The organism is Neobacillus sp. PS3-40 (genome assembly GCF_030915485.1).
Classification (GTDB): domain Bacteria; phylum Bacillota; class Bacilli; order Bacillales; family Cytobacillaceae; genus JAUZPL01.
This window is the reverse complement of the sequence record NZ_CP133266.1, coordinates 2,832,705-2,859,688: the sequence shown is the minus strand read 5'-3', so window position 1 is coordinate 2,859,688 and position 26,984 is coordinate 2,832,705. Positions and strand designations below refer to the sequence as shown.

Sequence of the window (26,984 nt, the reverse complement as noted above, 5' to 3'; positions counted from 1 at the left end):
ACACATGTGTGTTTATATTAAATATCGGGAACAATGGAAAAATATCAATTTTTATGTTATATAAGTAATAATATACTGAAAGAGGTTGAAAAAAGGTGGACCATAACACATCTAATTTTATTAAAGATATCATGATAAAAGATTTGGAAAACGGAAAACACGAAAAAATCGTAACCCGCTTTCCACCAGAACCAAACGGATATTTACATATTGGCCATGCGAAATCAATTATCCTTAATTTTGGATTAGCAGACGATTTTAATGGCCTAACAAATTTAAGATTTGATGATACCAATCCTGTAAAGGAAGATATCGAGTACGTTAACTCAATTAAAGAAGATGTTAAATGGCTTGGATTTGATTGGGATGGCTTATTCTTTGCTTCTAATTATTTTGAAGAAATGTATAGCCGAGCTATTCTTCTCATTCAAAAGGGACTGGCATATGTAGATGACTTATCAGCTGATGAAATTCGCGAATACCGCGGAACTTTGACTGCACCAGGAAAAGAAAGCCCTTATCGCAACCGTCCAATTGAGGAAAATCTTGAACTCTTTGAACAAATGAGAAATGGTAATTTTGGCAATGGTGAAAAAGTTCTTCGTGCAAAAATTGACATGAGCTCCCCTAACATCAATTTGCGCGACCCGATTATATACAGAATTTCTCATACCACACATCATAATACAGGTGACAAGTGGTGTATTTACCCAATGTATGCCTTTGCCCACCCACTTGAAGATGCTATTGAAGGTGTCACTCATTCGATTTGTACAATCGAGTTTGAAGATCAACGCCCCTTATACAATTGGATCGTGGAAAACTGTGATATGAAGAGTCAGCCACAGCAAATTGAATTTGGCCGTTTGAATATTACCAATACTGTTATGAGTAAACGAAAGCTTAAGAAGCTAGTTGAAGAGGGGTTTGTGGACGGCTGGGATGATCCACGAATGCCAACTATTTCCGGAATGAGAAGACGAGGTTTTACACCTGAATCGATTCGGTCATTTGTCATCGAAACGGGTGTTTCAAAAGGATCTGGAGCTGTCGATTCACAAATGCTCGAGCACTTTGTCCGTGAAGATTTAAAATTGAAGGTGCCGCGGACGATGGGAGTAATCAAACCTTTAAAAGTAGTTATAACTAACTATCCAGAAGGTCAAATCGAATGGCTAGATGCTGAAGTTAACCCAGAAAATCCTGAAATGGGAATGCGCAAAATTCCATTTTCTCGTGAAATTTATATTGAGCAGGATGATTTCATGGAAAATCCACCAAAGAAATACTTCCGCTTGTTCCCTGGCAATGAAGTTCGCTTGAAGAATGCCTATTTCATAAAGTGCGAAGAATTTCTTACCGATGAAAAGGGAGAAGTTATCGAACTCCATTGTACGTATGATCCTGAAACAAAGAGTGGTACTGGCTTTACAGGCCGGAAGGTAAAAGGAACGATCCACTGGGTTGAAGCAACTAACTCAGTTCCCGCAGAATTCCGTTTATATGAGCCACTAATCCTTGATGAAACAGCAGAGGAAATAGAAGAGGAAACAGAAGGTGCGGAGAAAACATTCCTTGACCATGTAAATCCAAATTCCCTAGAAATTCTACAAGGATTTATCGAGCCAAATATGGCTGAAGTTCAAGCTCAGGACAAATTCCAATTCTTTAGACATGGATATTTTAACGTGGATCCGAAAAGCACAGATAAGTTTATTTTTAACCGAATCGTTTCATTAAAAAGTTCATTTAAAATATAAATGAAAGAACCAAGCTTTGTGAACTGCCACTAATTGTTAAACACGACTAACAATTGGAAAGCAGTTCATTGGTGCTTGGTTCTTTTTATTCCTATTTTATTTTTCGGGCTAATTTTATAATGTTATCTTCCAATTCCGGGGAGTTATTTATTATTCGACGTTTTAAAGAGGAGAAATTAATTGAGGAGTTGGACATACTCTTTTACAATAAAAAATAAGGCGTGATTCCCTCGCGCCTTTTCCTAAGCTATCGGTATTTCTAATATAATCTTCGTCCCTTTTCCTGGCGAAGTATAAATAAATAGTTCTCCCCCGACGGATCTCACTCTTTCATCCATACTGAACAACCCCACTCCTGAGCTGTGTTTCTTTCGATCGAAGCCTATTCCTTTATCTTCAATCATCACCCTAATAACATCGTCTGTTTCTCTTATCGTCACAGTTGCCTCTTTTACCTCCGCATATTTACGGATATTCGTTAAAGACTCCTGAATAATTCGGTAAATAGTTAGTTCAATACCGATGTCCAAACGGCGATTCAACACACAGTCAAAATAAACATCAATTGTATAATGATCCGAAAAGCGTGTTAGGAAAGATCGAATAGCTGGAACCAATCCAAGATCATCTAAAACAGATGGGCGTAATTCCCATGAGATTTCCCTAATTTCCTCAATCAATTGTGTTGCTTCATCCTGCATCTGTTTCAGAAGAGGATGCTCCAACTTCGATAGTAGGCGATTAATCGTAATCAGGTGGCTGTATAGATTTTGGCCAATTCCATCATGCAAATTACGTGATAGGCGCTTTCGTTCTTCTTCCTGGACATCGATAATTCTCGTCATCATTTTTTGAAGCTCTTCTTCAACTCGTTTTCTTTCCGATATTTCATAGCGAATTGCTAAATATTGATAAGGCCTTTCCTTTTCATTTAAAAATGGAACAATTGTCGTATCAACCCAATAATAAGATCCATCTTTCGCCTTGTTACGAATTTCGCCTTTCCATACTTTCCCCAAACCGATTGTTCTCCACATTTCTTTAAAAAACTCACGAGAATGGTAACCAGAATTAATTATCTGATGATCCTTTCCAATCAGCTCTTCTCTTGAAAATTTGGATATGAGGCAAAATTGCTCGTTTACATATGTAATCTTTCCTTGGCTATCAGTTATTGCAACAATCGACGATTCATCAAGAGCAAACTTTAAATTTATAAGGGCTTGCATAGATTTTTTTAATTCAGATTCGAGGTCAACCATCTTATTGGAAGGCTGCTGAATATCCCAATCCATCCCATTGCCTCCTTCAATTAAAAATGAATATACTCTTTCAACATCTCTTCCAATGAACAAGCAACCTTCCTAACACTCTCCTGTTCACTTTCGGTTAGAGCGTATTCTATTCGTTTCCCAACCACTAATACCCCTTTCGGAACTCCATTAAAAAATAAAGGCATCCCATAGGAGGAGACCAATTTTTCTGCTAGCATAATGGGGTAATCTATTGCCTTCCCAAGTATATCGTTTGGAAAGTCTTGAATCATCACGGGACTGCCACTTGAAATCACTTTGCCCGCAATTCCTTTCCCATAACGAACCGTTATTCTTTTATACTTATCATTTAAATTGCCAAAAGCATAATGCCATTTAATATCAGGGCCAATCTTATTTTGAATCGCAAGCCCCACAAATTCACTTTTAATTTCACTCATCAATTGGTTACATGCCTCAACAACTGGTTGTAATTCCTGTAATTGCTTCATACCTTACCTTTCTCCTTATAAACCATACCCTAGCAACCCCTTTTTAACGGCATATTCCACCAATTCAGGTCGGGTTTTCATTTGTAGCTTTTCTGCTAAATTCCCTTTATGGGTCTCTACTGTTTTTACACTAATAACAAGTTGTTCAGCAATATCTTTATTTGAAAAACCTTTGGCAATTAGGGTAAGGACTTCGTTTTCTCGATCAGATAAGGGATTAAATGTATCCATGTTGCCTTGTTTAACGTTACCAAGATATTCTTCCATTAATCTTTTGGTAGCTGATGGGTGTAGATAGGCATTTCCCTGTGCAACCGATTGGATCGCAGAAATTAATTCATCAGGTGGAGCACTTTTTAAAATACAGCCTGATGCCCCTGCCTGAATAGCTCTAAAGAGGTATTCTTCATCATCATGCATGGTTAAAATAAGAATATTAACGCCTGGCATTTGCTTTTTCAATTCAGACGTTGCTGAAAGTCCATCTTTCCCATGTGGCATGCTTAAATCCATAACTACAACATCAGGATTCAGCTTTAATGCCCGTTGAATTCCTTCATTTCCTTCAGAAGCCTCACCAACCACTCGGAGTTCAGGATCTGCATTGAGTAGCATGGTTAGCCCTCTCCTTACAACAGCATGATCGTCAACCAGCAGGATTTTTATCAAGTTAAACCCTCCTTCATTCTCCTTCATCCTTATCTTAAGGGAAGAGATAGTTCAATAGATGTTCCTTCTCCTATTTTAGAGGATATAATACAATCACCGCCAGCTAAATGCATCCGTTCTTTCATTGCTGCTAGCCCCGATGTTTGAAGGTTTCCTACATGCTCCTCAATAAGAAAGCCTCTCCCAAAATCACAAATATTAATTTTTAATGTATCTTCTTTCCAAATAAAATTCATCTTTACATTGGATGTATCTGCATATTTAGCAATATTGGCAAGCGCCTCCTGGCATACTCGGAAAACGGCAATATTATTTTTTTCAGTAATTTGCTTTTCTTCGCCAATTGATTCAATGTCGACCATGATTCCAAATGTAGATGTATATAATTTAATATAGCTCTTTATGGCTGGAACTAATCCTAAAGTAGGGAGTGTTGGCGGATGTAATTCAATCGTGAGAAGTCTCATTTCTTGTATGGTCATTTCAAGTAACTGAGACATTTCGCGCGCATACATTTTCATATGTGGTTTAATAACCCCAGTTTCCAATACTTTCAACCCAGTCAAGATACTATAAAGATTTTGTCCAACACCTTCATGAAGCTCTAAAGCAATTCTTTTTATTTCTTCTTCCTGGGTTTGGATAATATATGAGCTTATTTGCTGTTTTGATGATACATGCTCCATTTGAATCCCCCCTTTTAGAAAAGTACAAGCGCAGTCGTGTACAAATAATGTAAATTTAATTCTACCAATGAAGAAAACTCGCCGATTGGCGAGCCCCTAAGGGCGATGAATAGGTGTAGTTGCCCCTATGCGCTAGCAGAATTTATGGATATAAAATTCTGATTAGCAAAAAAAATGTAGGCTTATAAATCATCCTACACCTTTCTAATATGATAATGTAGGCCGCTTTCTTTATCAAATGCAGACCATTCTGTATCTGTTTCCTTTACCTGGCTTGCCATTGGTACAGCAAGAAAGTAAAAATCATCAAAATAAAATCGAATATGCGTTTTATCTGGGCATAGTTGGATCTTTTTCACTGACTTTTGAACAGCTGGAGCTTGATCCCTGACCACTGAATCTTGAATCACTATTTCTGCTGGGAAACCGACAAAACGCTGTAAGTCATTCAAATTAATGGGTTCCACAACTAGTACATCCTTTCGTTACAGGGTAAATAAACATTTTATATCCTTGCAGATACTCCCAAAAACTCTCCCCTGCATGTTCTTCAAGGTACCGAATTGCATCTTTTTCAGAGCACCAGTTACTCATACCTTTTACTTCTGCCAAAACCATTTCAGCACCATCTACTATTTTCTCTTCTAGGTACCAATTTAATCGATTTTCTCTGAAAATACTCTTCAATAACTGATCGATTTCTAAGGAGAATTTGCCTGTATCCTTACGAATAAAACAAAAATCAATATATGTCTCATTATTCATTCGTATTCACACCTTTGTTTGTAAAGTGGCGGCGTGGCGCTCAAATGAATCAGCACATCCAATTGGGAATTGGGCAAAGAAAACTCTTTTCACAACAAATTATGTGAAGACTACCTCTGCTCACACCGCCTTATTAAGTGGGTTAAATTTTTCATGTTGGATAGGTAAGTTTTAAGACTATAAAGGTTTAGTATTCCTTTTATCATTTTTATAGATAAATATTGCTATAGGGAACAGTATGACATTAACAATTGCAGCAATGATTGAATTGCTGTAATGCTCATAAAAGTACTGATGTACCATGTATTGAGTAAACACAATATTTAGCATGAGAATGGCAAGAAGAAGTCCGACTCCGATAAATTTATGCTTCATAACGTTTCACCCTCACGGCATAAACAGCTCCGTTTTCTACCTTTACAACGATTTCTGGCAAAGGACGTCTTGGTGGCCCGGCAAATGGCACACCTGTATTCACATTGAATTTCCCATGATGACAAGGACAAATCATCTCTTCTTCTTTCTTATCCCAAAAAACTGGGCAGCGCAAATGAGTGCAAGCATTTTGATACGCAACATATTTATTTTCAGATAGTCTAACAAGAATAGCACTATCGTGTTCGCCAGGGAAAGCAAAGTCAACAGCATCCCCAACAGCTATCGACTTAATATCCGTTATTTTTTGCTTTGGATATTTTTTATCACTGAGCCCTGCTAATTCTTTGGCAGCCACTGCACCCCACGGAAGGGAGGAGACAGCGAAAACACCTGCCGCTCCAACGAGTGTTTTCATGAAACCGCGCCGATCTAGTTTTCTTTCATTATTTCGATTTATATTGTGGGTATAATTATCTTCGTCAAATGGGATTTTATTATTTTTATCCGTCATGTTAATCCCTCCTTAAAACAATTTAGTGACACCCTGTAAAATACCAGGAAGATTTACTTTAACATTTGTTTCGCCTTCTAAGAAAGGCATGCTTGTTACCCATTTACCATTATTAAGGTTAAATTGATTTTTCTTGGCTTCAATCTCTGAATCTGATAACCACTGAATTGTATTAGAAGGGCAAACACTTGCACACATTGGTGGAATACCATCTTTTGAGCGATCGATGCACATGTCGCACTTATACATTAGATTTTGTTCGGTATCAAATTTTGGAATACCATAAGGGCATGCAATTGTACAATTCTGACAACCAATACACTTTTCAACAAGGGCAGAAAGGACAGCACCTGTTTCATGGATTTGGATTGCTTGTGCCGGACAGCTTCTTGCGCAGGCCGGATTCTCACAATGGAGGCACATAAGAGGCATCGTTTGCCGATTCACAAGCGGGTTTACATCATACACATAGTTTCGATTTCGTTCCTCATGCCCACCGCATTGTGTACAAGCAGCTAAACAAGATCGGCATCCAATACAGTTTTCAAGTTCTAAATACAGCCTCTTTTTCATTGTTGCACCTTCTTTAACTCTAGTTTTTCAATTTGTGCTGCACATGCTTTAAATTCCGGCATCCGGGAAATTGGGTCAAGTGCTGGGTTTGTTAAGAGATTAATAGACTGATCATGTCCCCAATGATAAGGAACAAATACGGTATCCTTACGAATAGCCTCTGTTACTTTCACTTTATATACTGCTTCTCCTCTACGGGAGAACAACCGAACACGCTCTTCATGCTCAATATTATATTTCGCTGCTGTTTCTGGATGGACTTCAACGAATGGATCAGGGCACATATCACGTAAGAATTGTATTCTTCTAGTTTGGTTTCCAGACAAATAATGGTATACGACACGACCTGTTGTTAACCGCAATGGATATTCTTCACATGGTTCTTCAGCAGGCGGACGGTATGGAAGCGCACAAATTTTTGCTTTTCCATCAGGATGATAAAACTTTTTGTCTAAGAACATATGTGGTGTTCCTGGATCGTTTTCGTCTTTACAAGGCCAGAAGACTCCATCTTGTTTATCGATTTTATCCCAAGTGGCACCATAATAATCAGCATATCCACCTTTAGATGCCAATCGGAACTCATCTGCGACATCCTTCGCCGTCTTTAAATGGGAGAAATATTTTCCTCTTCCAATTCGTTCCGCAAGTTCCACTTGAATTTGCCAGTCAGGCTTTGATTCACCAATTGGCTCTTGTGCTTTATTGATTTTAATAATACGACCTTCAAGATTTGTGACGGTTCCCTCATCTTCCGACCAAGTTACAGATGGAAGAATAACATCGGCAAACTCAGCAGATTCTGAGAGATAGAAATCTGAGCACACCATAAAATCTAATCCCTTAAGAGCCTTACGTACAAAGTTTTGATTTGGTGCTGAAACAGCTGGATTCGAGCAAAGCAAATATAATCCACGAATTGTTTTTTCTTCCATTAGTTCAAACATTTCATATGCAGAAACACCTGGAAGTGGCATTTCCTCTGGAGTAATTCCCCATACCTGGCATACTTCTTCAACATGCTTCGGATTGGTCAATTTACGGTAACCTGGAAGTAAATCAGATTTTTGGCCATGTTCACGTCCACCTTGGCCATTGCCTTGCCCAGTAAATGTCGCAACACCTGCTTTAGGACGCCCGATTTTCCCTGTTACTAAGGCCATATTCGTATAGGCAGATACATTATCTACTCCCTTTTGCTGTTGTTCAATGCCACGGGCAAACATCACAATTGCATTCGGAGCTTTACCGTAAATTTCTGCAGCACGAATAATTTTTTCTGGGGCAACCCCCGTTAACTCACTTGTATATTCTGGAGTAAATTCTTTAACAAGCTCTTTCGTTTCTTCAAACCCATTTGTATGGTTGTTAACAAAATCCGCGTCCGCATAGCCATTTTGAATCAATAGATTTAAAATTCCATTTGCAAGCGCCAAGTCTGTTCCAGGTCTTAAATCTAAGTGAACATCTGCTCTTCTCGCAATCGCTGTTTCACGAGGGTCTGCTACAATTAAATACCCTCCTCTTTCTTGAACAGCCCATACGCGGAACATAGAAGTTGGATGGCATTCCCCAGTATTACTACCTGCAATAAATAAACAATCTGTTTCATGAACATCCGTCCAAGGAAGTGTTGAACCACGGTCAACTCCGAAAGAACGGAGGAATCCACCTGCAGCACTGGACATACAAAAACGTCCATTATAGTCGATATAACGCGTTTGCATAGCAACCCTTGCAAATTTCCCTGTTAAATAGCACTTTTCATTTGTCATGGAAACACCACTAAAAACAGACAGTGTATCTTTTCCATACTGTTCTTGAAGCTCCTTAAATTTAACTGCAATTAAGTCATAAGCTTCATCCCAAGTTGCTTCTCGGAACCCATCTTTTGTTCCTTTTAGGGAAGTATCATCACGGATTAATGGCTTTAGAATTCGATCATCATGGTTTGTTTGCTGATAAGCAGTAACGCCTTTGGGACACATTTTTCCTAGGTTTACTGGCCAGTCGTAACGAGGTTCAACCCCGATAATTTTATTTGTTGCTTTATTTACCCTTAAGTTCATCCCACACTGCATGCCGCAATAGGCACAATGGGTCTTGATTAGCGTTTCATTCGGATGTCGTACATTTTCTATCTCTTTAAAAAACTTATCCCTTTGCATTCTGGTTAGCCTCCTTGACCTTTACTGTGTGAGTAGGGAATCCGGAAAATTGAGCTATCCGGTATTTTCTGCGACATGGAAGACATAACTCCGCAAGGTGGAATCCTTCCTTCATTTCAAATTCAATATCATTTACCCCTAGAACCTGAATAACATCCTTTGATTGCTCAACTGAAACGAAATGATCCCCGCATACTCGGCATTCCTTCATTGATTGTTCACTGTAATGTTCCCGGTAATTCCTTGCAAGTACGCTCATTGGACGAAAAGGAATATGTGCAAGTTTTCCGAAAGGAAGATAGATTAATGTCACGACAACCGAAAATTGATGAATCAATGTCATGATTGGCTGACCATGACCATGCATCACAATGTTCATAAAAGTCAATAACAGTCCTGTTACCGAAATAAATAACAATAAATATAATGGCAGAAAATCGTACATAAAATTTTGTTCTGCTCTTGCCTGCATATTTTTCAAACGTCTGTATAAAGCCATGCAAACTCCTAAAATAACCATAACAGCCGTAAAATTCAAAGCATTATAAAAGAAAAAGGAAATGATTCCATCAGCTTTTACCTTCATCAAGTTTATTCCAAGGCCAACAACTGTATAGTAGCCGTTGTCACTCATCGTAAAATACATCCACCCAAACACGAGAGGAAATGTTACAAAGCACGAAAGGACACAACCCCAACCAATCAGAACGTGTTGGACCCAACGGTAAATTCCCCGATTCCAAATAAAATCGTAAATAGCTAATTGATTAACAGCTGTTTTAGCTGTGTTCTTCCTAAATAATAATTTAAGCCCTTTTTTTATAAAGATTTTTGTTGGTGGCCTTTCACCCCAAGCAATAAAGCGGTAAAAGAACCCCCCAATAAAGACGATTGTTCCCATCATATATCCATAAAGATTCAAGTCAATATGTGTAAACATTCTTGTACCTACAAGAGTTAAAAGTGCAAGTCCTGCAACAGTTAAAAACATTGACTTAGCAAAATGGGAAGCAAATGCATCATTGATTGAACTTTTGGGCTTTTGATTTGTTGAAATATTTGCCTGCATTCTTGGTTCCTCCTCAAAAAAAATAACACTATCATTTTCTTATCTACATTCTAAGAAAATTGCAGTGTTATCCGTATCGGGGAACTCCCCTATAATATAGGGAGAAAACCCCTATATATTTCACTTTAGACAAAAATTTGTCACATTTAACTTTTAATTGTTTTCTTGGAGTACTTTTTTCTCCAGGAATATAGGAGGATTCCAAAAATAATGGTTATCTGCAATACAAAAAGTACTGCATCCCAAAATTCCAAGCTTCTCGGTGTTTTTTCAAGTTTTGGAATTTCCTTATGGAAAGCATAGAACAATTGTGGAAGATAAAAGAGAATATAAAGGAAAACTGTCAAAAATACACCTATAAAATAGAAAATAGAATACAAGAAAACTGTTTTTCTTTCCCCATCAAAAATAACCTCTTCAGTTCCTGATAATTTTATAAACGAAAGCTTTTTCCTAATAAGTTGCTGGGCATTTTCCATTAGATTATAACAGCCACTACTATTTTCAATGACATAGTACAGATCTGTTTTCATATAGACGCAACATTGATAGACCATTCTAATAAATGTATCCAATACTACTACATGGAGGATGCCTAGGAAAACCCCTGATACATTTGGAATGAGGAGTTGTGTTGCTAATGATAAAAATAACATGACTGTATCAAAACAAATACCTGCTAAATAAAGTACGTTTCGATCCTTTGAGGGTAGTTTCCAAACAGGAGACATGTCTGTTTCGAGTACGACAAGGAACAAACGGTGTCCTATTCCTAATTTCGTTGGGAGGTCCCTGGCCCTCACTGCGAGGATATGACCGAATTCATGAATCAACAAGAGTATTATTGTTATTACCAGCCATGCCGGAATATTCAACACCATCAAACGGAAAATAAATAAATCCTTATAATGAGGAAATAATTCAGGATGGGAGATTAGAAGAATACTATTTAATACGAATAAAATAGAATAGAGAATCATCGAAACCTTATTGAAGAAAAACTGTCCCAGTTTAGGAGAAATCCATTCAAAGCCCAAACTTTCCTTACTCTTATGTACTTCAAGTCCTACCTTAACACCATCAAATTCTTCTACAAGTCCTAGTTCAGCAAGCTGACCAGCAAAATCTACCAAACCAATTTCTTCATCCGGATACTTTTCTATTAACTCTTTTTCAATCTCACCTAAAGTCTTGCCGTTAATGATCAAATGGATTGCATCAATACAAACCTCTGGCATCTCATAAAATTCACCAGTTGCCGTATCCTCCACAATAAAATGCTTCTTATCCTTGCGAATTTCAATTGGGACTAGTTTTAAACGTGAATCTACAGTTAAGTTCATCGTAACACCCTTAATTTATAATATATAAAAATAGGGAGATGGATTTCTAACATCCCCTCCCGTTTTATATTACAACCAAAAGCACCACCAACATGGGCTAGTAGCTTTGATTTTATTTAATTTACGAATTTTCATAATTTCACCTCCTTATCCATAATAAACTTATTTAACTCCCTATTTGGAAACTCTTGATAAAGAGATGCATCCATTTGGATTTCTTTCCATTTTATAAATACCTTTTTAAATATATCTACTAATTCAGGATCAAACTGAGAGCCACTACCCTCTATAATACGTCCATAAGCTTCATCAACAGTTAATGCTGACCTATAAGATCTTGTGGATGTCATCGCATCAAATGCATCTGCAATAGCAGCTACTCTTGCCAGGTAAGGTATTTCTTCACCTTTAAATTGATCTGGATAACCTTTTCCATTCCACCATTCATGATGTGACCGGATGATATCAATACTATCTTTTAATCCAACAACTTTTGAAACGGCCTCTGCCCCTACGACGGTATGGGATTTAATTATTTCATATTCCTCTTTTGTTAAACTTGAAGGCTTCATTAAAATTTGATCTGGAATGTTAATCTTCCCAATATCATGGAGTAAACAAGCGTAATTAAAACCTTTCAATTCATCATCCGTCAATTTTCCTGACTCTTTTGCTAACACCATAGCATAGCTTGCAACTCGTTCACTATGCCCCCTAGTGTAAGGATCTTTAAGTTCAAGTGTAGCAATTACACCTTTAACAATACCTACTAGCTGATGATCATACGAGTTTTTAATAGTCTTGACATATGATAGAAATCGATTTAATAAAATAAATGAAAATATAGAAAGTATTGTTACTAATAAAATCCCCATTAGTGCATAAGGAGTTTTAATTATCAATCCTGCAGCAATATACTTCATTACCAATCCTATCGAAACTACTTTTACAAAAGGAATACTAACAAATATTGGTGATAATAGTAGCCAAAAGATTTCAACTACATTACCACTTTTATAGAGTTCTGGTTTACCGTAAAATGTAAGTATGTCATCTAAAAAGGTTAAAGCTGTGTAACTTATAAAATAAATATATTTAATAAGGTGATATTTTTGCTTTTTATATAGGTAGTAGGCGATTGGGATTAATGCAAACATAACTATATATATCCAACTACGCAATACATCTGGGGTGTCATCTTTTAATCTTGGGATATACTTTGAAATAAGAGTATACGATACATCAAACGAAATATATATAATATAAAATAGAACTAGAAACCATTTTAAAGCACGCTTTTCTTCATAGACTAAATTCGAATCAATTGGAAGTTTATTCATTTGCCTACCTCACATCTTAAAATGATTCACACTACACAATTATTTCCGACACTTTCCTACATTATAAATCATTTGTAAAAATAGAAAAATATATAAAAAGTCCGATTTGTGTATAAAAATAGAAAAAAATCTTTAATTTGGAGACATTTCTCGTAGGAATTCCATTTATTTCAACAATTTTAATAGAAGAATGTTTATTTTTGAGTAATTGGCAAAACAACCTCTATCTTGGTCCCTTCCCCAATTCTACTATTAATTATCAATTCTCCCTTATGATCTTTAATAATATTATTTGTTACCATTAATCCAAGACCAGTTCCTTCCTTTTTAGTTGTATAAAAAGGATCCCCCAAATTCAATAAGTCTTCATCTTCAATTCCACATCCCTCATCCTGGATAGTAATTAACAATTTATTTTCTTTAGGAGCTTTAAGATTAATTTTTATCTTTCCACCGTCTGGCATTGCTTCGATGGCATTTTTTATGAGATTAATAAATACTTGTTTCAATTGTTTCTCATCACAATCGATAGGCGGTAGTGGACCTTCCATTACGGTTTCAACATTAACGCCCTGTCTTCGAGCCTGTTGTTGCAAAATAGATAAGGTATATGCAATAATTTCTTCAATATTTTCTTTTTCAATCTGGATTGCTTTTGGCTTACCAAGATACATTAAATCATCTACAATTATATTTATTCTATCAATCTCCTGAATCATGATAGGATAAAAATCATTTGTATTTGGATTTCTTTCCTGTTGAAGCTGTGTAAAACCTCTCAATGATGCTAATGGATTACGAATTTCATGTCCAATAGCTGCAGCCATCTGACCCATGGTAGCTAACTTTTCTTTTTGTCTAAGTTCTTCGTAAGCATTTTTTAGAGAATTTATGTATGAATAAAATCGAATTAAGATTATCCATGAAATCGCAAATATAATAAGGTATATTACTATAGGGAAAAAGTAACGTTTATCTTGTAAAACTAATCCTAAGAAAAGATACCTTCCCATTATCAAAGATGAGGCTGTCCAAAAATACTTTTTATTTACAAATATTGGTGAAAAAAAGAAAAATAAAATTTCAACTATATTCCCTGTGTCAAATGGTTTTAAACTTCCAAAATTGACAATTATAACATTTGTAGTATCAATAATTACATAACCAATAACAATGATATATTTAATAATATATGGGTTTTCCTTTTTGTAATAGTAAATCGCAGGGTATAATAATCCTAATACTAAAACATAAAGCCAAAGCCCTAATCCATCTCTAGGAAATCCTAGACTATTACTTTTTGTATAAATTGGATAGAAATAATAATATAAAATATCAAAAGCAAAATAAAAGATGTAAAACAACCATAAAAATAACTTTATAGCCTTCTTCTCTTCAAAAATCAATTTTGTAGTTGCATTAACGCCTGATTTCATACTCATACGCCTCTTATAACTTTTTTCTTTCTATTTTACCATCTTATTAGCATTAAATAGGAAAACTTTATGAAAAAAGTGATGAATTTCGACAAAAATATGGAATATACGACAAAAAGACCCACCCAGAGGTAGGTCTTTTCTTTCAATTCAATTAACTGATCTTTCTTACGCCTTCTTCACTATTATTCATTTTTGAATGTTTTCGTCCATATCCAAAGTATACGAACAACCCGATCACAAGCCATATTACAAAGCTGTACCACGTTAAAGCTGGTAGCTGAAGGGCTAAATATCCGCAGAAAATGAACGCAAGTATCGGAACCAATGGAACAAATGGAACGCGGAAACCAGTTTTTGGAGCCTCTTTGTTTTTACGAAGATATAAGATACCTACTGATACCGTCATGAAAGCGAATAATGTACCAATATTCGTTAACTCTGCAAGCTTACCTAGTGGCACTAATCCAGCAAAGATTGATACAAGGAAAAAAGTAATCCATGTATTTACAATTGGTGTTTGTTTTTTCTTATCTACTTTTGAAAATACTTTTGGCAACAAACCATCGCGGCTGATTGCATAGAACAAGCGAGTTTGTCCGTACATCATTACGAGTAAAACTGTTGTGATCCCGGCAATAGCTCCTAGTGAAATGAAGCCTGCAGCCCAATCCTGATGAATATAATTAAGCGCAAACGCTACAGGATTTTTTACATCTAAGTGTGTATAAGGAACAATACCAGTTAAGATAGCGGAAACGATAATATATAGAACCGTACAAACAAGTAGGGATGCAATTATTCCGATTGGCATATTACGCTGCGGATTTTTTACTTCCTCCGCGGCTGTGGATACTGCATCAAAACCAATATAAGCAAAGAATACTGTCGCTGCGCCAGTTGCAACTCCCGAGAAACCAAAAGGCATAAATGGAGTCCAGTTTGCAGGCTTCACATACCATGCACCAACGACAATAAATAATATTACAACGGCTAATTTTATCATAACCATGATTGAGTTAAATCGTGCAGATTTTTTTACACCTTGTGTTAATAGTAAGGCGATAACAAATGCAATTAAGATAGCAGGCAGGTCAATGAACGTTCCATTTGCAGGATCATAAGCACTTGTCAATGCTTTAGGAAAATGAATACCAAAGCCTGCGAGCAATCCTTGGAAGTATCCTGACCAACCACTGGCAACTGCAGAAGACGCAAGTCCGTACTCCAAAATCAAATCCCAACCTAATACCCAAGCAATCAATTCTCCAAATGTAGCGTAGCTATACGTATAAGCACTACCAGAAACCGGAACAGTTGAAGCAAATTCCGCGTAGCAAAGGGCTGCAAATACACAAGCTAAACCAGATAATACAAATGAGAGAATAAGTGCAGGACCAGCATGTTCAGCTGCAGCAACACCTGTTAAAACAAAAATCCCTGTTCCTATAATTGCTCCTATTCCTAGCAATGATAAATCAAAAGCCCCTAACTCTTTTTTTAGAGTTACATCCTTTTGACCAGTTTCTCTAATTAAAGCTTCGATTGACTTTTTTCTAAATAAATTCATATATACACCTCTTGTCTATTTAATTATTTATCTAAATGTTCTGACAAATATATTCATATTGTTTGTCTAAACCTGTCGAATAAATAATATAATTAATTTATTAAAAAAGCAATATTTTTTGAAAAATAAAATTATTTGAAAATAATGCCAATATAATACAACATTTCTACCAAAATTTACATTTTAAAATGCTATTTCAAAATACTTTAAATATTTTTATAAAACTTGTAAAAAATGAATATCAACAAGATATATACTTCACTAAATGGAGCCCTTTATTCAAATTTTTGAAGGAATGCCTTCTGTTCAGAATAGATTGATTTATGTTCCGTTTTTGCACAACTCCACTCCTTTCTTCATCCAAAAAAAAAAGAACTAACCATTCACACAACGAATGATTTGTTCTTATTTATCCCACTCAAATGGGGTATTTATTCTATTTAGCTAATTGGTAAAATCATCTTAACTTCTGTTCCGATCCCTGGTTCACTCATAAAAGTAACCTTCCCTTTCATCGTTTCAATAATCCTCATTGAAACTGACGTGCCAAGACCGGTTCCTTTTTCCTTTGTCGTATAAAATAACGTCCCAATCCGTGTTAGCTGTTCTTCCGTCATTCCCTTTCCAGTATCAGAGATATAAATGATGCCAAGATTGTTTTCTTGAATTAATCGTATCGATACTTTCCCCCCTTGTTCAGTTGCTTCAATTGCATTTTTGATAAAATTAACAAGGGCCTGTTTCAGTTGATTTCGATCGGTTGTCAAATAGATACTTCCAATTAGTTCACTTTCAAACTGTACACCATTTTTCATTGCTAAGGGATCAAGAAGTAACATAATCTCCGAGAGGACATCATTTATTTGAAATTTTTCTATTTTGTCAAGCTTTGGTTTTGCAAAATTTAAATAATCACTAATAATTGTTTCAGCATGACCTAGTTCACTTAAAACAAGCGAGAGGTACTCATAATTTTTACCATGTTCCTCTTGCTTCATTAGCTGTAGGAATCCTTTTACCACTGTTAAAGGATTTCGAACTTCGTGTGCAATAGATGCTGCAAGTTCCCCTAAGGTATTAAGTTTTTTAGCTCGCTCTATTTCAGCCGTCATTCGTTTTTTTTCACAAAAGTTCTCAATTAGCTTAGATGATAATCCTATACTTAACACATGAATAAAGGCTAACAGGAAAATATCATATCCTAATGAAAGCCTGTGAAGGGACCCCTGAAAGCCACTATTCACAAATAAACCTAAAAATGAAACAATTAACGGCCAAATTCCCGTAATAATAGCTGTCTGGATTCTCTTACGAGGACTATAATTCTGAAACTTCTTTATTACGAGGAGAGGAGCAGTAATGGACACTGCACAAATAATGAAAGCAAAGAGAAGATTACCTCCATCCATCATTGATCTAGCTAATAGAGCAAGCAAAACTGTAATACCACCTGATAGAGGACCACAGTATAAAAACGAAAGTATTATGGGAACATACCGAAGATCCCAATATAAACCATAATTTTTATAAGTAAAAATCATACAAAGAACAGAAGCTATACCAGCTATGAAACCACAAAGTACCGGTTCATATTTAGTACGCTTATTTTCTAAAAGAACACTATGTATTAATACTGGAGATATTGTAATTAACAGATGTAAAAGTAATTTCTCAGCAAGCATAGCACACCAACTAATAAAGGATTTTTTTGATAAGGAAAACTTAGCGATTGCCTAGTCGCACTGATGCGATTTGAGTGCTGATTATGTATCAACGATAGATACTTACTTAAGTGTGTTAACAAAGATAAATTTTCTTATAAGCTAAAATACGACAAAAATTACTTTTGTCCTTCTTTTTTGGAGGATTTTGGTGAAAAACATTAAACATAATGGGGCTGGAAAGTCTTCATAATATCGTGACCTCAATAGCTAATGAAAGTTTTTTTAAAATCTTGGAACCAATTCACTTTTAAACACCATTCGATTCTCTTGAGAGCTCTTTATTGCCGTCAAAGGAAATCCATTCGACTCCTTTGATCCATTGAGAGCTCTTTTTTGCGGTCTAGGGTAATCAATCAAATCTCACGTTATCTCCCTTAAAAATCCCATGAAATTTTTAGGTTGATATAGCAAAAACGGGAAAACATAAAAAAGTATAGCGTCTAGAAAGGAGTTTTTTCATGAATAATGATCATGTAATAAAGCAATCCGTTCAGCATAAAAAGAATGATAATCGCGAGAAAGGAAAAAATGGATCACTATCCTGGTGGCAGCTTTCCTTAATGGGAATTGGCTCAATTATTGGGGCTGGATTTTTCCTTGGGACAAGTCTTTCTATCAAAACCGCTGGCCCTGCCATCCTGATTGATTATTTAATTGGTGGAATGGCGGCATTTTTTGTTTTTTGCGCTCTTGCAGAAATGACTGTTAGAGATCCTGCACCGGGATCCTTCCGAACCTTTGCAAAAAAAGCATTTGGAAATTCAATGGGCTTCGCATCTGGATGGATGTATTGGTTAGCAGGAGTATTAATTATGTCAAGTGAAGTTGTTGCCCTTGCAACTTTTACTCGATTTTGGTTTCCACACATCCCTTTATGGATTTTTACCATCATCTATTCTGTAATTGCATTTGGTATTAATCTTTTAGGTGTCAAAAATTTCGGCAAAATCGAATCAACGTTTGCACTTGTTAAGCTTACCACTTTAATTGTTTTTGTCGTTTTCGGCTTATTGCTTGTCACACATGTTATCTCACCACATGCTGTTTCTTTAAGTACAAAAAATGTTTTCCACACATTTTTCCCAACCGGTATAAAAGGAATGTGGGCGGCATTGATTTTCGTCTTTTTCTCCTTTGGAGGAATTGAAATGATTGGAATCGCTGCTCCCGAATTAAAAAATAGAAGTGAGGTTCCGAAAGCAGGCATCAGCATGCTCATTGCGCTTGTTTCTGTCTATATTCTGTCTATTTTCTTTGCATTGTCTATGGTTTCGTGGACACATATCAATGCATCAAAAAGCCCATTTGTATCTGCTTTAATGACATTTAATATACCGTATATTGATTCGATTTTTAATATCATCATAATCAGTGCTGCTTTTTCCACTATGGTGGGTGCACTCTTTTCGGTTACAAATATCATCATTTCTCTTGCGGAGGATGGGGATGCGCCCAGATTATTTGCAGAAAAAAATAAGAAAGGAACACCAATTAAAGCATTACTTTTAACTGGGGCTGCGCTAGCTGCCTTCCTTATTTTTTCATTTATTCTTCCTGGGACAATATATGAGTACATTACGACTGCTGCTGGAGTAATGTTGATTCTAAACTGGACCATTATTTTATCATCACAAATTAAGCTTCGTTCCCATAGGGAAAAGGATCAAAAATTTAATATGCCAGGGTATCCTATCACATCCTATCTAGGTATCGCTTTAATTTTCACCGCAGTTTCAGGGGGATTACTCCGTGGGACACAAAGAATGGGTGTTTTCATTAGCCTGGGGCTGATTGTTGTCATTTTTATAAGTTACTGGGTAATTTTCCGAGGTAGACATATTGTTACCCCCCATAAGCTGCGCGAAGAATAAGGAGCCTGTAACCCAGGCTCAACTTTTTATTTTTAATTTACTGTTGACAAAAACAGCAATATAGCATAATATAGGTAGAAATGCTTTTGAAATTTAAGTAACTTGTGATACAGAAGCGCAATGTAAGAATTCTGGCATTCCGCTCATGTTTTTGAGAAATACTTATTCACACTGGATCGGCTTCGGAGCCGTTAGGATGTAAGAGAGGTAGGGCTTACGTCGTTTAGGTTAAAAACGACCAGGTGGAAAATTAGACCGCGGCAATTGGTTAATTAAAAACGATCATTAAATAATAAATTTTTACCTTGCGAATGTGCACTTTACGATATGACCAAGTTACAAGTACGATCCACTACTGGATCAAAAGCAAATAAGGCAGAGGGACAATTCGTTCCTCTGCCTTAATTAATTTATGGAATACCTTTACGTTCAAATGTGAATTTTATAGTTTATCTTCAATAACAATAGCTTGTTTCCCCATTTGCTCCCATGCCTTCTCAAAATCTTCTCGAAGCAATTTTCTATTTTTAAACCCATATGGATCATTAATGAAAATATAATCATCATCATATCCAGTTATAACAACACTATGTTCGCTAAATGTGATCTTGATTAAACCCTGAGGGGTATTCCAATTTTGAAACACTGAAACAGGCGCAAATTTTGTTGTCGTAATAATCCAAACTGGTTCTTTCTTATTTATTTTTTTCAATAAATCAATAAAAGGACTATTTGTCAAATTAAGTACTTTATCTCCAGCATATTGCTGGGTGAGGTCATAAATAGGGCCATTGTAAACCCCAAGCCCAGGACCATTAGCAATATCCCCTACAAATCCAATAGTAGGATTTCCCTTTTTACCATTACTATATGTTAATGGTACAGTTTTCACTTTTTCTGCTAATTCATTTTTCGTGACATGGTATCCATTATAGTTAAGAACCATCGCTAGACTCGTTACTTCGCATCCATTATAGAGCCTAGGTGCTGCCATTTGGTTTATGAGTGGGACATCAAGCAACATACTTTTTGCTAAAATATGCTGCTTTTCTTCTATAGCAAGTTCCCTTATTTTTAAGCTACGGGCCAAATTTTGAGAGGAAGGCTTACTTGCAAACGTATGATCAACAAAAAATAATGGAATAATTAAAAAAATAAGTCCTAAAATATTTTTAAAAATTGTATTCATCCCCCCCGTTCAAACAATCTTCCTAATTCTTCTTTTTAAATTCCAAGAGAATTTTTCTGAAAGTTTGGCTCTTCCAAAAGAATAAGTAAAATTTCTTAACTTTACCTTAATTTCTTCTTTTGGGGGGTAATTTCCTTTTTTTAATCCACGATAGCGATACCTTTTAAAAGGTACTACAAATATTTTTTATTCGATATTAGTTTCCGAATCACCTGATTAATAACCTCCGAAAAAACAAGACCGAAGGCAATCGCCCCTGAGATCATAAATGCTTCTGCCGCCAATTGAAGGGCTGAATTATAATCATTTTCAACAAAATTCCTCATTGCATTATAGGCAAGGCCCCCAGGTACCAACGGAATCATTCCAGCAACGCTAAAAATAATGACAGGCGTTTTGTAGATCTTCGCCAAAACATGACTAACCACTCCAATAAACAATGCTGCTGCTAAAGTAGCCAAAACGGCATCACCATAAACACCGTCGATAATAAAATAGATAGCCCAACCTCCCATTCCAATAAGGGCACATTTGATTAACGAATTTTTCGGTGCATTAAAAATAATTCCAAATGCTCCTGTACCAATAAAGCTAGTTATTAACTGGGCTAGGATTGTCATACTGCATCTCAACCTTTCATTCATTATAAGACTCTCCTAATGACATACCCACTCAGGACAACGAAGAGGTTTAATTCACCAAGTCCCGCGGCACTTTCTTTACTAGGACATCCTGTACATCGTGCATTATTTTTAAAAAATGTTGATTCTAACTGGCCAAAAAAGATAAGACAATTGCAATCCCTGAGCCAATAGCAAATGAGGTCAAGAGAGCTTCTGCTCCCTTTGATAGGCCTGAGACAAGATGGCCCGCCATTAAATCTCTTAGAGCATTGGTGATTAAAAGCCCAGGAACGAGTGACATCAAAGAGCCAATGATAATTTTATCCAGTTCATGTCCCCATCCTATTTTTACAAATAGCAAGGAAAGTAAACCAATAATAAATGAGGCCATAAATTCGGAGAAAAATCTGATTGGAACAAAGCGATGAAAATAAATAAAACTCAGATATCCCAATCCCCCTGAAATCATCGCTGGGATAAAATCATACCAAACACCATTGAACATGATTAAAAAACATCCACTTGCAATAGATGCTGCAACCACTTGCAACTTAAACGGAAATGTAACGTTCAAAGAATCTACTTCTTGTAAAAGCTCTAACGCCTCGTTTGGATTAACCTCACCGCTACTAATTTTTCTTGAGATACTATTCACCATTGCAACCTTTTTTAAATCGGTAGATCGTTCCAATATTCTAATCAGCTTTGTTTTCGTTGGCTCCTTACTTTCCGCTGAGAAAATAATCCCAGTAGGTGTTACATAGCTATGGGTTTCTTCAATGCCGAAGGAGGACGCCATTCGCATCATCGTATCCTCAACACGATACGTCTCCGCACCACTTTGAAGCATTACTTTGCCAGCAAGTAAGCAGGCCTCCATGATTTTGTCTATACTTGTATCTTTACTTTCCATCTACATCTCTCCACAACATTTTCAATGTTTATTACTTTACAGTTTAATCAAAACAATCTCTTGAATCAATTGGGAGCTTGTAAAGGATGCTTGACTCCCTATATCCTCTTAGTTCTATTTATTTGTCTAGTTAATATATTTATGAATATATTACCAAATACCAATATTGTAATTTGGAATTTTTAAATTATTCTTAAAAAATATTCAATAATTGTACAAATATTCATAATAATAAATTATAATGTTGGTAGATTATTGAAAAGGGGGAAGATAAATGAAGGCAATAAAATCTATTATTCTTTGGGGTGTGGTTTCAGCGCTCGGTGCAGCGGGGTTTGCAATCATGGCCCTAAACAAAGGAGAAAGTATCAATGCAGTATGGCTTCTTACTGCAGCGATATGTGTCTATGCAATTGCCTACCGTTTCTACAGTCGATTCATAGCAAAAAAGGTTTTCCAGTTAGATAATAATAGGAAGACACCTGCAGAAATCAACAATGATGGGAAGGATTATGTTCCAACAAACAAATGGGTGCTATTTGGTCACCACTTTGCTGCAATCGCTGGTGCTGGTCCACTGGTAGGACCCATTTTAGCCGCTCAAATGGGCTATCTTCCAGGAACACTTTGGATTATTGTTGGAGTTGTTTTAGCAGGAGCTGTACAAGACTTTATTATTCTATTTGGCTCTATGCGTAGAAATGGTAAATCGCTTGGTGAAATGATTAAAGAAGAAATGGGCCCGGTAACAGGTTTAATTTCTATGATTGGTATTTTAGGCATTATGATTATTTTATTAGCAGTTTTAGCATTGGTAGTTGTAAAAGCATTAACTGGCAGCCCTTGGGGAATGTTCACGATTGCTGCAACTATGCCTATTGCGATTTTTATGGGAATTTATATGCGTTACATTCGCCCAGGTCGTGTTGGTGAGGCCTCAGTAATAGGTATTGTTTTATTGATGCTCGCTCTTTATTTCGGCCAAAATGTATCAGAAGATCCTACACTTGCAGCTATGTTTACGTTCAAAGGTGAAACAATTGCCATTATGATGATTATTTATGGTTTTATTGCATCTGTTCTTCCTGTTTGGTTGCTTCTAGCTCCACGTGATTATTTAAGCACTTTCTTAAAGGTTGGGACTATTCTTGCTCTTGCCTTAGGAATTGTCATCGTTGCTCCAGATTTAAAGATGGCTGGGGTTACTAAATTTATTGATGGAACAGGCCCTGTTTTTGCCGGTAACCTATTTCCATTCTTATTTATAACAATTGCTTGTGGATCTGTTTCTGGATTCCATGCTTTGGTTTCATCCGGAACCACGCCGAAAATGATTGAAATTGAATCACACGCGCGCCCTATTGGTTATGGAGCCATGCTTACTGAATCATTTGTTGCCGTAATGGCAATGATTGCTGCATGTGTACTTACTCCTGGAGTGTACTTTGCTATCAATAGCCCACCAGCATTGATTGGTGTAGATGTGGTTCAGGCTGCAACTACTGTCTCAAGTTGGGGCTTTACCGTGACACCAGATCAATTAACTACCATAGCCAAAGATGTCGGCGAACAAACCATTCTATCTAGAACAGGTGGCGCTCCAACACTTGCCATCGGAATGGCAACCATTTTTTCAAAAGTAATTGGTGGTAAAGCTTTAATGGCTTTCTGGTACCATTTTGCTATTCTTTTCGAGGCACTGTTTATTTTAACAACAATTGATGCAGGAACACGCGTTGGTCGTTTTATGATTCAAGACCTTGGTGGAATGGCATACAAACCATTTTCCAAGACCGAATCTCTTATACCAAACCTTATCGCGACTGCTTTATGCGTTTCCTTTTGGGGTTACTTCTTATATCAAGGGGTAATTGACCCTCTAGGAGGAATTAATACCCTGTGGCCACTATTCGGGATTGCTAACCAAATGCTCGCTGGAATTGCCTTACTTCTTGGCACAACCATCCTATTTAAAATGGGCAAAAAAGCGTATGTATGGGTCACGCTTCTTCCGACTACTTGGCTGCTTATTGTCACATTGGTCGCTGGGTGGCAAAAACTTTTCCATGATAATCCTAAAATTGGTTTCTTAGCTCATGCAAAGATCTATAAAGCGGCCTATAATAGTGATAAGGTTCTAGCACCAGCAACTAGTATGGCTCAAATGAAACAAGTACTTATTAACGATTATGTAGATGCTTCACTTTGTGGTATTTTCATGGTTGTTGTTATCGTTGTCCTTATTGCTGCAGTACGGATTTGGATTCAAGTATTAACCAATCACAAACTGACATTGCACGAATCTCCTTATGTGCCACGAGGCAAAGGAGATGTCAAGACGTATGTTTAAAAAAATCAAAAATGTGATGGTATATAGGAAGCAATTCCTTAGTCTACTTGTCGGTGTTCCAAGCTATGAAATATACATGGAACATATGCATTCACATCACCCTGATGAATCAATTAAATCAAGGAAAGAATTTTTCTGCGAAGCCCAAGAAGCTCGTTACAACGCTAAAGGTGGAAAAGTTTCTAGATGTTGTTAAGGTAATGGGCTGCCTAATTTTTTAAATTACATTAAATATGTGTGATATTTTCGCACAAAGACCTGCAACCAACCAGTTGCAGGTCTTTTCTTTTATTTTAGGATTTGAAAGTAGTAAACTTTTAAAAGAGCCTAATTACTTAAACAAAGTGCATATTAATTAATGTCATTTTCTTTTCATTCATTTTAAGTACAATTTTTAAAAGTAAGTAAAACCTATTTATATTTTTCTAAAATTCCTTTATGCTATTATTTAGGAAACCGAAGTAGTTTTACAGAAAGAAGTGTTAGGATATGGATCAGCAGGAGAACGCAAGGCGGAATTTACACATTATGTGGTTTGCCAACTTTTTCATTAATGGCAGCATGACAATGGTATTGCCTTTTCTGTCGTTGTACATCGAGACATTCGGAAAATTCTCTGAAAGATATGTCCAACATTGGTCTGGCTTAACTTTTGGAGTCACATTTGTATCTGCCTTTGCCTTTTCACCTATTTGGGGGAGAATCGGCGATCGGTACGGCAGGAAAAAGATTCTTATTTATTGCGGCCTGGGCATGGCAGTATCAGTCTTCATGATGGGATTTGTCCATTCCGTTTTACAATTATTTATATTGCGCTTTTTTATGGGATTTTTCTCAGGATTTATCTCCATGTCACAAGCATTCATTTCTACACAAACTCCCAAGAAAATTGCAGGACGTGTCCTTGGTACCCTCCAAACTGGTACCATCACTGGTTCACTACTTGGTCCAATCATTGGTGGGGTGTTAGCAGATTCAATTGGTTATTCAACTACATTTAAATATACCTCTTTCTTCATTTTGATTTCAGCCCTCCTAGTGATGGTAACAAAGGAATACCGAATAGCTGAAAAACAAGAGACTAAGTCCATTTATTCAAGCAAAGAAGTCATTCAACTTATAATCCGAAATCCAATTTTGTTAACAGTCCTGCTTATTTCATCCCTAATTCAAATTGCTCACTTTAGCATTCAGCCGATTCTTTCGTTGTATGTAAGTGATTTACACGGAAAAGGAAATGTTGCCTTCTACTCTGGTATAGCTTTTTCTGTGGCAGGTCTTGGGAATTTAATGATGTCTCGTAATTGGGGTAAAATTGCGGATCGCCACGGCTATGAAAAAATCCTTATCCTCCTTCTCTTCCTGGCAGGTATTATTTATCTACCAGGAGCATTTGTAACAAGCTATGGGCAACTTGTCTTAATCCGTTTTGCACTTGGGGTTTCCCTCGGGGGGATTATTCCTGTCCAGATTGCCTACCTTCGCCAAAAAGCACCGATTGCAGTTCAAGGCGAGGTTATTGGCTATAATACAAGCCTCCGATTCTTTGGCAATATATTCGGACCACTGCTTGGCGGGTTTATTTCAGGATACTTAGGATTCTCTGCTGTCTTCATAAGCACAAGCTCTCTGCTAATTTTAAGTAGCCTTGTTTTGTACCTTTCAGTTCACCGTCACCCAGAGCTGGTGAAACACCCTGTTTAAGGATCAATAATAAGGTAAGAACCAGGCAAAATGCACCTGGTTCTTTTTTTAGTATTTAAAGGTAAAAAATATTAAAATAATTTTATAGAGAAAATAATCGAAGGTGAGTGGGTTGAGAGTTATGAAAAAAGCACATGAAACACAAACAACTAAAGATCCATATTTTTATGTTTCCAGTTATACAAAAGTGACGCAAATAGATTTGCCCCAATAAATAAAATGCTTCCTTGTACGTGAAAGTTTAACTCTTGCTCTTCAAAACTCATTTTATCGTACATTTCCTCTTGACTAAGTCCTTGTTCTTTTCGTTTCTTATCCATTTCTTTTAATTCCTTAACATAAGAATATTGAAATGGTAAAAAAAGTAACGATAATAAAATGTAACCACCAAGCACCCATAATGTAACTGTTAAGCCCATTAATTCACTTCCTCTTTATCACCCACATTGTATTTTTTTATTCCATCATAAGACCTGACTTATCTTTTTTATAAGTTCATCTTGTGGGCACTTTTAACTTTCACTTTTAGTGAATAATTGACATTTTTTGTTATCCCTATATTATTCAGTTATGTGAT

At 36.4% G+C, this 26,984-nt stretch carries 25 protein-coding genes; 5 read left to right on the top strand and 20 right to left on the bottom strand.

Annotation, left to right across the window (positions count from 1 at the left end; genetic code table 11):
* Window positions 1–131 precede the first annotated feature (131 nt).
* Complete coding sequence (locus RCG20_RS13940) at window positions 132–1,760, top strand: glutamine--tRNA ligase/YqeY domain fusion protein (RefSeq protein WP_374120544.1); 1,629 nt, start codon at window positions 132–134, stop codon at window positions 1,758–1,760.
* 242 nt (window positions 1,761–2,002) lie between these two features.
* Here RCG20_RS13940 and RCG20_RS13935 read toward each other — a convergent pair whose 3' ends face one another.
* From RCG20_RS13935 to RCG20_RS13860, 16 genes are all read right to left on the bottom strand, one after another.
* Entirely contained in the window at window positions 2,003–3,055 is a 1,053-nt protein-coding gene (locus tag RCG20_RS13935; RefSeq protein ID WP_308180736.1) for a PAS domain-containing sensor histidine kinase, read from the bottom strand.
* Between the two features lie 17 nt (window positions 3,056–3,072).
* Window positions 3,073–3,525, bottom strand: coding sequence for a GAF domain-containing protein (locus tag RCG20_RS13930; RefSeq protein ID WP_308180735.1), 453 nt, complete (start codon window positions 3,523–3,525; stop codon window positions 3,073–3,075).
* Between the two features lie 15 nt (window positions 3,526–3,540).
* A complete protein-coding gene (locus tag RCG20_RS13925) occupies window positions 3,541–4,194 on the bottom strand; it encodes a response regulator (protein WP_308180734.1) in 654 nt (217 codons plus the stop codon).
* Between the two features lie 29 nt (window positions 4,195–4,223).
* Window positions 4,224–4,880, bottom strand: coding sequence for a sensor histidine kinase (locus tag RCG20_RS13920; RefSeq protein WP_308180733.1), 657 nt, complete (start codon window positions 4,878–4,880; stop codon window positions 4,224–4,226).
* Between the two features lie 194 nt (window positions 4,881–5,074).
* On the bottom strand, window positions 5,075–5,347 hold the full coding sequence (locus RCG20_RS13915; protein WP_308180732.1) for a hypothetical protein: 273 nt from the start codon (window positions 5,345–5,347) through the stop codon (window positions 5,075–5,077).
* The gene (locus tag RCG20_RS13910) at window positions 5,334–5,645 is read right to left on the bottom strand and encodes a hypothetical protein (protein ID WP_308180731.1); all 312 of its coding nucleotides are present in this window, start codon (window positions 5,643–5,645) and stop codon (window positions 5,334–5,336) included. Before RCG20_RS13910 ends, RCG20_RS13915 begins: the two co-directional genes overlap by 14 nt.
* Before the next feature lie 177 nt (window positions 5,646–5,822).
* Window positions 5,823–6,020: a hypothetical protein gene (locus RCG20_RS13905; protein ID WP_308180730.1), complete on the bottom strand. Its 198-nt coding sequence runs from the start codon at window positions 6,018–6,020 to the stop codon at window positions 5,823–5,825.
* Window positions 6,010–6,534 carry a Rieske 2Fe-2S domain-containing protein gene (locus RCG20_RS13900; RefSeq protein WP_308180729.1) on the bottom strand — a complete coding sequence of 175 codons (525 nt, stop codon included), beginning with the start codon at window positions 6,532–6,534 and terminating at the stop codon, window positions 6,010–6,012. The genes RCG20_RS13905 and RCG20_RS13900 overlap by 11 nt, the downstream gene beginning before the upstream one ends.
* A gap of 12 nt (window positions 6,535–6,546) precedes the next feature.
* The gene (locus tag RCG20_RS13895) at window positions 6,547–7,107 is read right to left on the bottom strand and encodes a 4Fe-4S dicluster domain-containing protein (RefSeq protein WP_308180727.1); all 561 of its coding nucleotides are present in this window, start codon (window positions 7,105–7,107) and stop codon (window positions 6,547–6,549) included.
* Window positions 7,104–9,275 (bottom strand): molybdopterin oxidoreductase family protein, encoded by a 2,172-nt coding sequence (locus tag RCG20_RS13890; protein WP_308180726.1) that lies wholly within the window; start codon window positions 9,273–9,275, stop codon window positions 7,104–7,106. The genes RCG20_RS13895 and RCG20_RS13890 overlap by 4 nt, the downstream gene beginning before the upstream one ends.
* Window positions 9,262–10,344 carry a hypothetical protein gene (locus RCG20_RS13885; RefSeq protein ID WP_308180725.1) on the bottom strand — a complete coding sequence of 361 codons (1,083 nt, stop codon included), beginning with the start codon at window positions 10,342–10,344 and terminating at the stop codon, window positions 9,262–9,264. The genes RCG20_RS13890 and RCG20_RS13885 overlap by 14 nt, the downstream gene beginning before the upstream one ends.
* A gap of 146 nt (window positions 10,345–10,490) precedes the next feature.
* On the bottom strand, window positions 10,491–11,687 hold the full coding sequence (locus RCG20_RS13880) for a hypothetical protein (protein ID WP_308180724.1): 1,197 nt from the start codon (window positions 11,685–11,687) through the stop codon (window positions 10,491–10,493).
* Window positions 11,688–11,818: 131 nt separating this feature from the next.
* Window positions 11,819–13,027 (bottom strand): HD-GYP domain-containing protein, encoded by a 1,209-nt coding sequence (locus RCG20_RS13875; protein ID WP_308180723.1) that lies wholly within the window; start codon window positions 13,025–13,027, stop codon window positions 11,819–11,821.
* 194 nt (window positions 13,028–13,221) lie between these two features.
* On the bottom strand, window positions 13,222–14,463 hold the full coding sequence (locus RCG20_RS13870) for an ATP-binding protein (protein ID WP_308180722.1): 1,242 nt from the start codon (window positions 14,461–14,463) through the stop codon (window positions 13,222–13,224).
* 154 nt (window positions 14,464–14,617) lie between these two features.
* On the bottom strand, window positions 14,618–16,033 hold the full coding sequence (locus tag RCG20_RS13865) for a branched-chain amino acid transporter BcaP (protein ID WP_308180721.1): 1,416 nt from the start codon (window positions 16,031–16,033) through the stop codon (window positions 14,618–14,620).
* 440 nt (window positions 16,034–16,473) lie between these two features.
* Window positions 16,474–17,715 carry an ATP-binding protein gene (locus RCG20_RS13860; RefSeq protein ID WP_308180720.1) on the bottom strand — a complete coding sequence of 414 codons (1,242 nt, stop codon included), beginning with the start codon at window positions 17,713–17,715 and terminating at the stop codon, window positions 16,474–16,476.
* A 500-nt stretch (window positions 17,716–18,215) separates the two neighbouring features.
* Here RCG20_RS13860 and RCG20_RS13855 point away from each other — a divergent pair, with 500 nt between their 5' ends.
* A complete protein-coding gene (locus RCG20_RS13855) occupies window positions 18,216–19,628 on the top strand; it encodes an amino acid permease (RefSeq protein WP_308180719.1) in 1,413 nt (470 codons plus the stop codon).
* 442 nt (window positions 19,629–20,070) lie between these two features.
* Here RCG20_RS13855 and RCG20_RS13850 read toward each other — a convergent pair whose 3' ends face one another.
* From RCG20_RS13850 to RCG20_RS13840, 3 genes are all read right to left on the bottom strand, one after another.
* The gene (locus RCG20_RS13850) at window positions 20,071–20,817 is read right to left on the bottom strand and encodes a C39 family peptidase (protein WP_308180718.1); all 747 of its coding nucleotides are present in this window, start codon (window positions 20,815–20,817) and stop codon (window positions 20,071–20,073) included.
* Window positions 20,818–20,990: 173 nt separating this feature from the next.
* The gene (locus RCG20_RS13845; protein WP_308184347.1) at window positions 20,991–21,437 is read right to left on the bottom strand and encodes a threonine/serine exporter family protein; all 447 of its coding nucleotides are present in this window, start codon (window positions 21,435–21,437) and stop codon (window positions 20,991–20,993) included.
* Window positions 21,438–21,585: 148 nt separating this feature from the next.
* Window positions 21,586–22,353 carry a threonine/serine exporter family protein gene (locus tag RCG20_RS13840; RefSeq protein WP_308180717.1) on the bottom strand — a complete coding sequence of 256 codons (768 nt, stop codon included), beginning with the start codon at window positions 22,351–22,353 and terminating at the stop codon, window positions 21,586–21,588.
* Between the two features lie 274 nt (window positions 22,354–22,627).
* On the opposite strand from RCG20_RS13840, the gene RCG20_RS13835 reads away from it, so the two are divergent.
* From RCG20_RS13835 to RCG20_RS13825, 3 genes are all read left to right on the top strand, one after another.
* Window positions 22,628–24,703, top strand: coding sequence for a carbon starvation CstA family protein (locus RCG20_RS13835; protein ID WP_308180716.1), 2,076 nt, complete (start codon window positions 22,628–22,630; stop codon window positions 24,701–24,703).
* Window positions 24,696–24,899 (top strand): YbdD/YjiX family protein, encoded by a 204-nt coding sequence (locus tag RCG20_RS13830; RefSeq protein WP_308180715.1) that lies wholly within the window; start codon window positions 24,696–24,698, stop codon window positions 24,897–24,899. The genes RCG20_RS13835 and RCG20_RS13830 overlap by 8 nt, the downstream gene beginning before the upstream one ends.
* Before the next feature lie 293 nt (window positions 24,900–25,192).
* Complete coding sequence (locus RCG20_RS13825; protein ID WP_308180714.1) at window positions 25,193–26,407, top strand: MFS transporter; 1,215 nt, start codon at window positions 25,193–25,195, stop codon at window positions 26,405–26,407.
* Between the two features lie 149 nt (window positions 26,408–26,556).
* Here the strand turns inward: RCG20_RS13825 and RCG20_RS13820 are convergent, their stop codons facing one another.
* Window positions 26,557–26,826 carry a DUF3949 domain-containing protein gene (locus RCG20_RS13820; RefSeq protein ID WP_308180713.1) on the bottom strand — a complete coding sequence of 90 codons (270 nt, stop codon included), beginning with the start codon at window positions 26,824–26,826 and terminating at the stop codon, window positions 26,557–26,559.
* Window positions 26,827–26,984 lie beyond the last annotated feature (158 nt).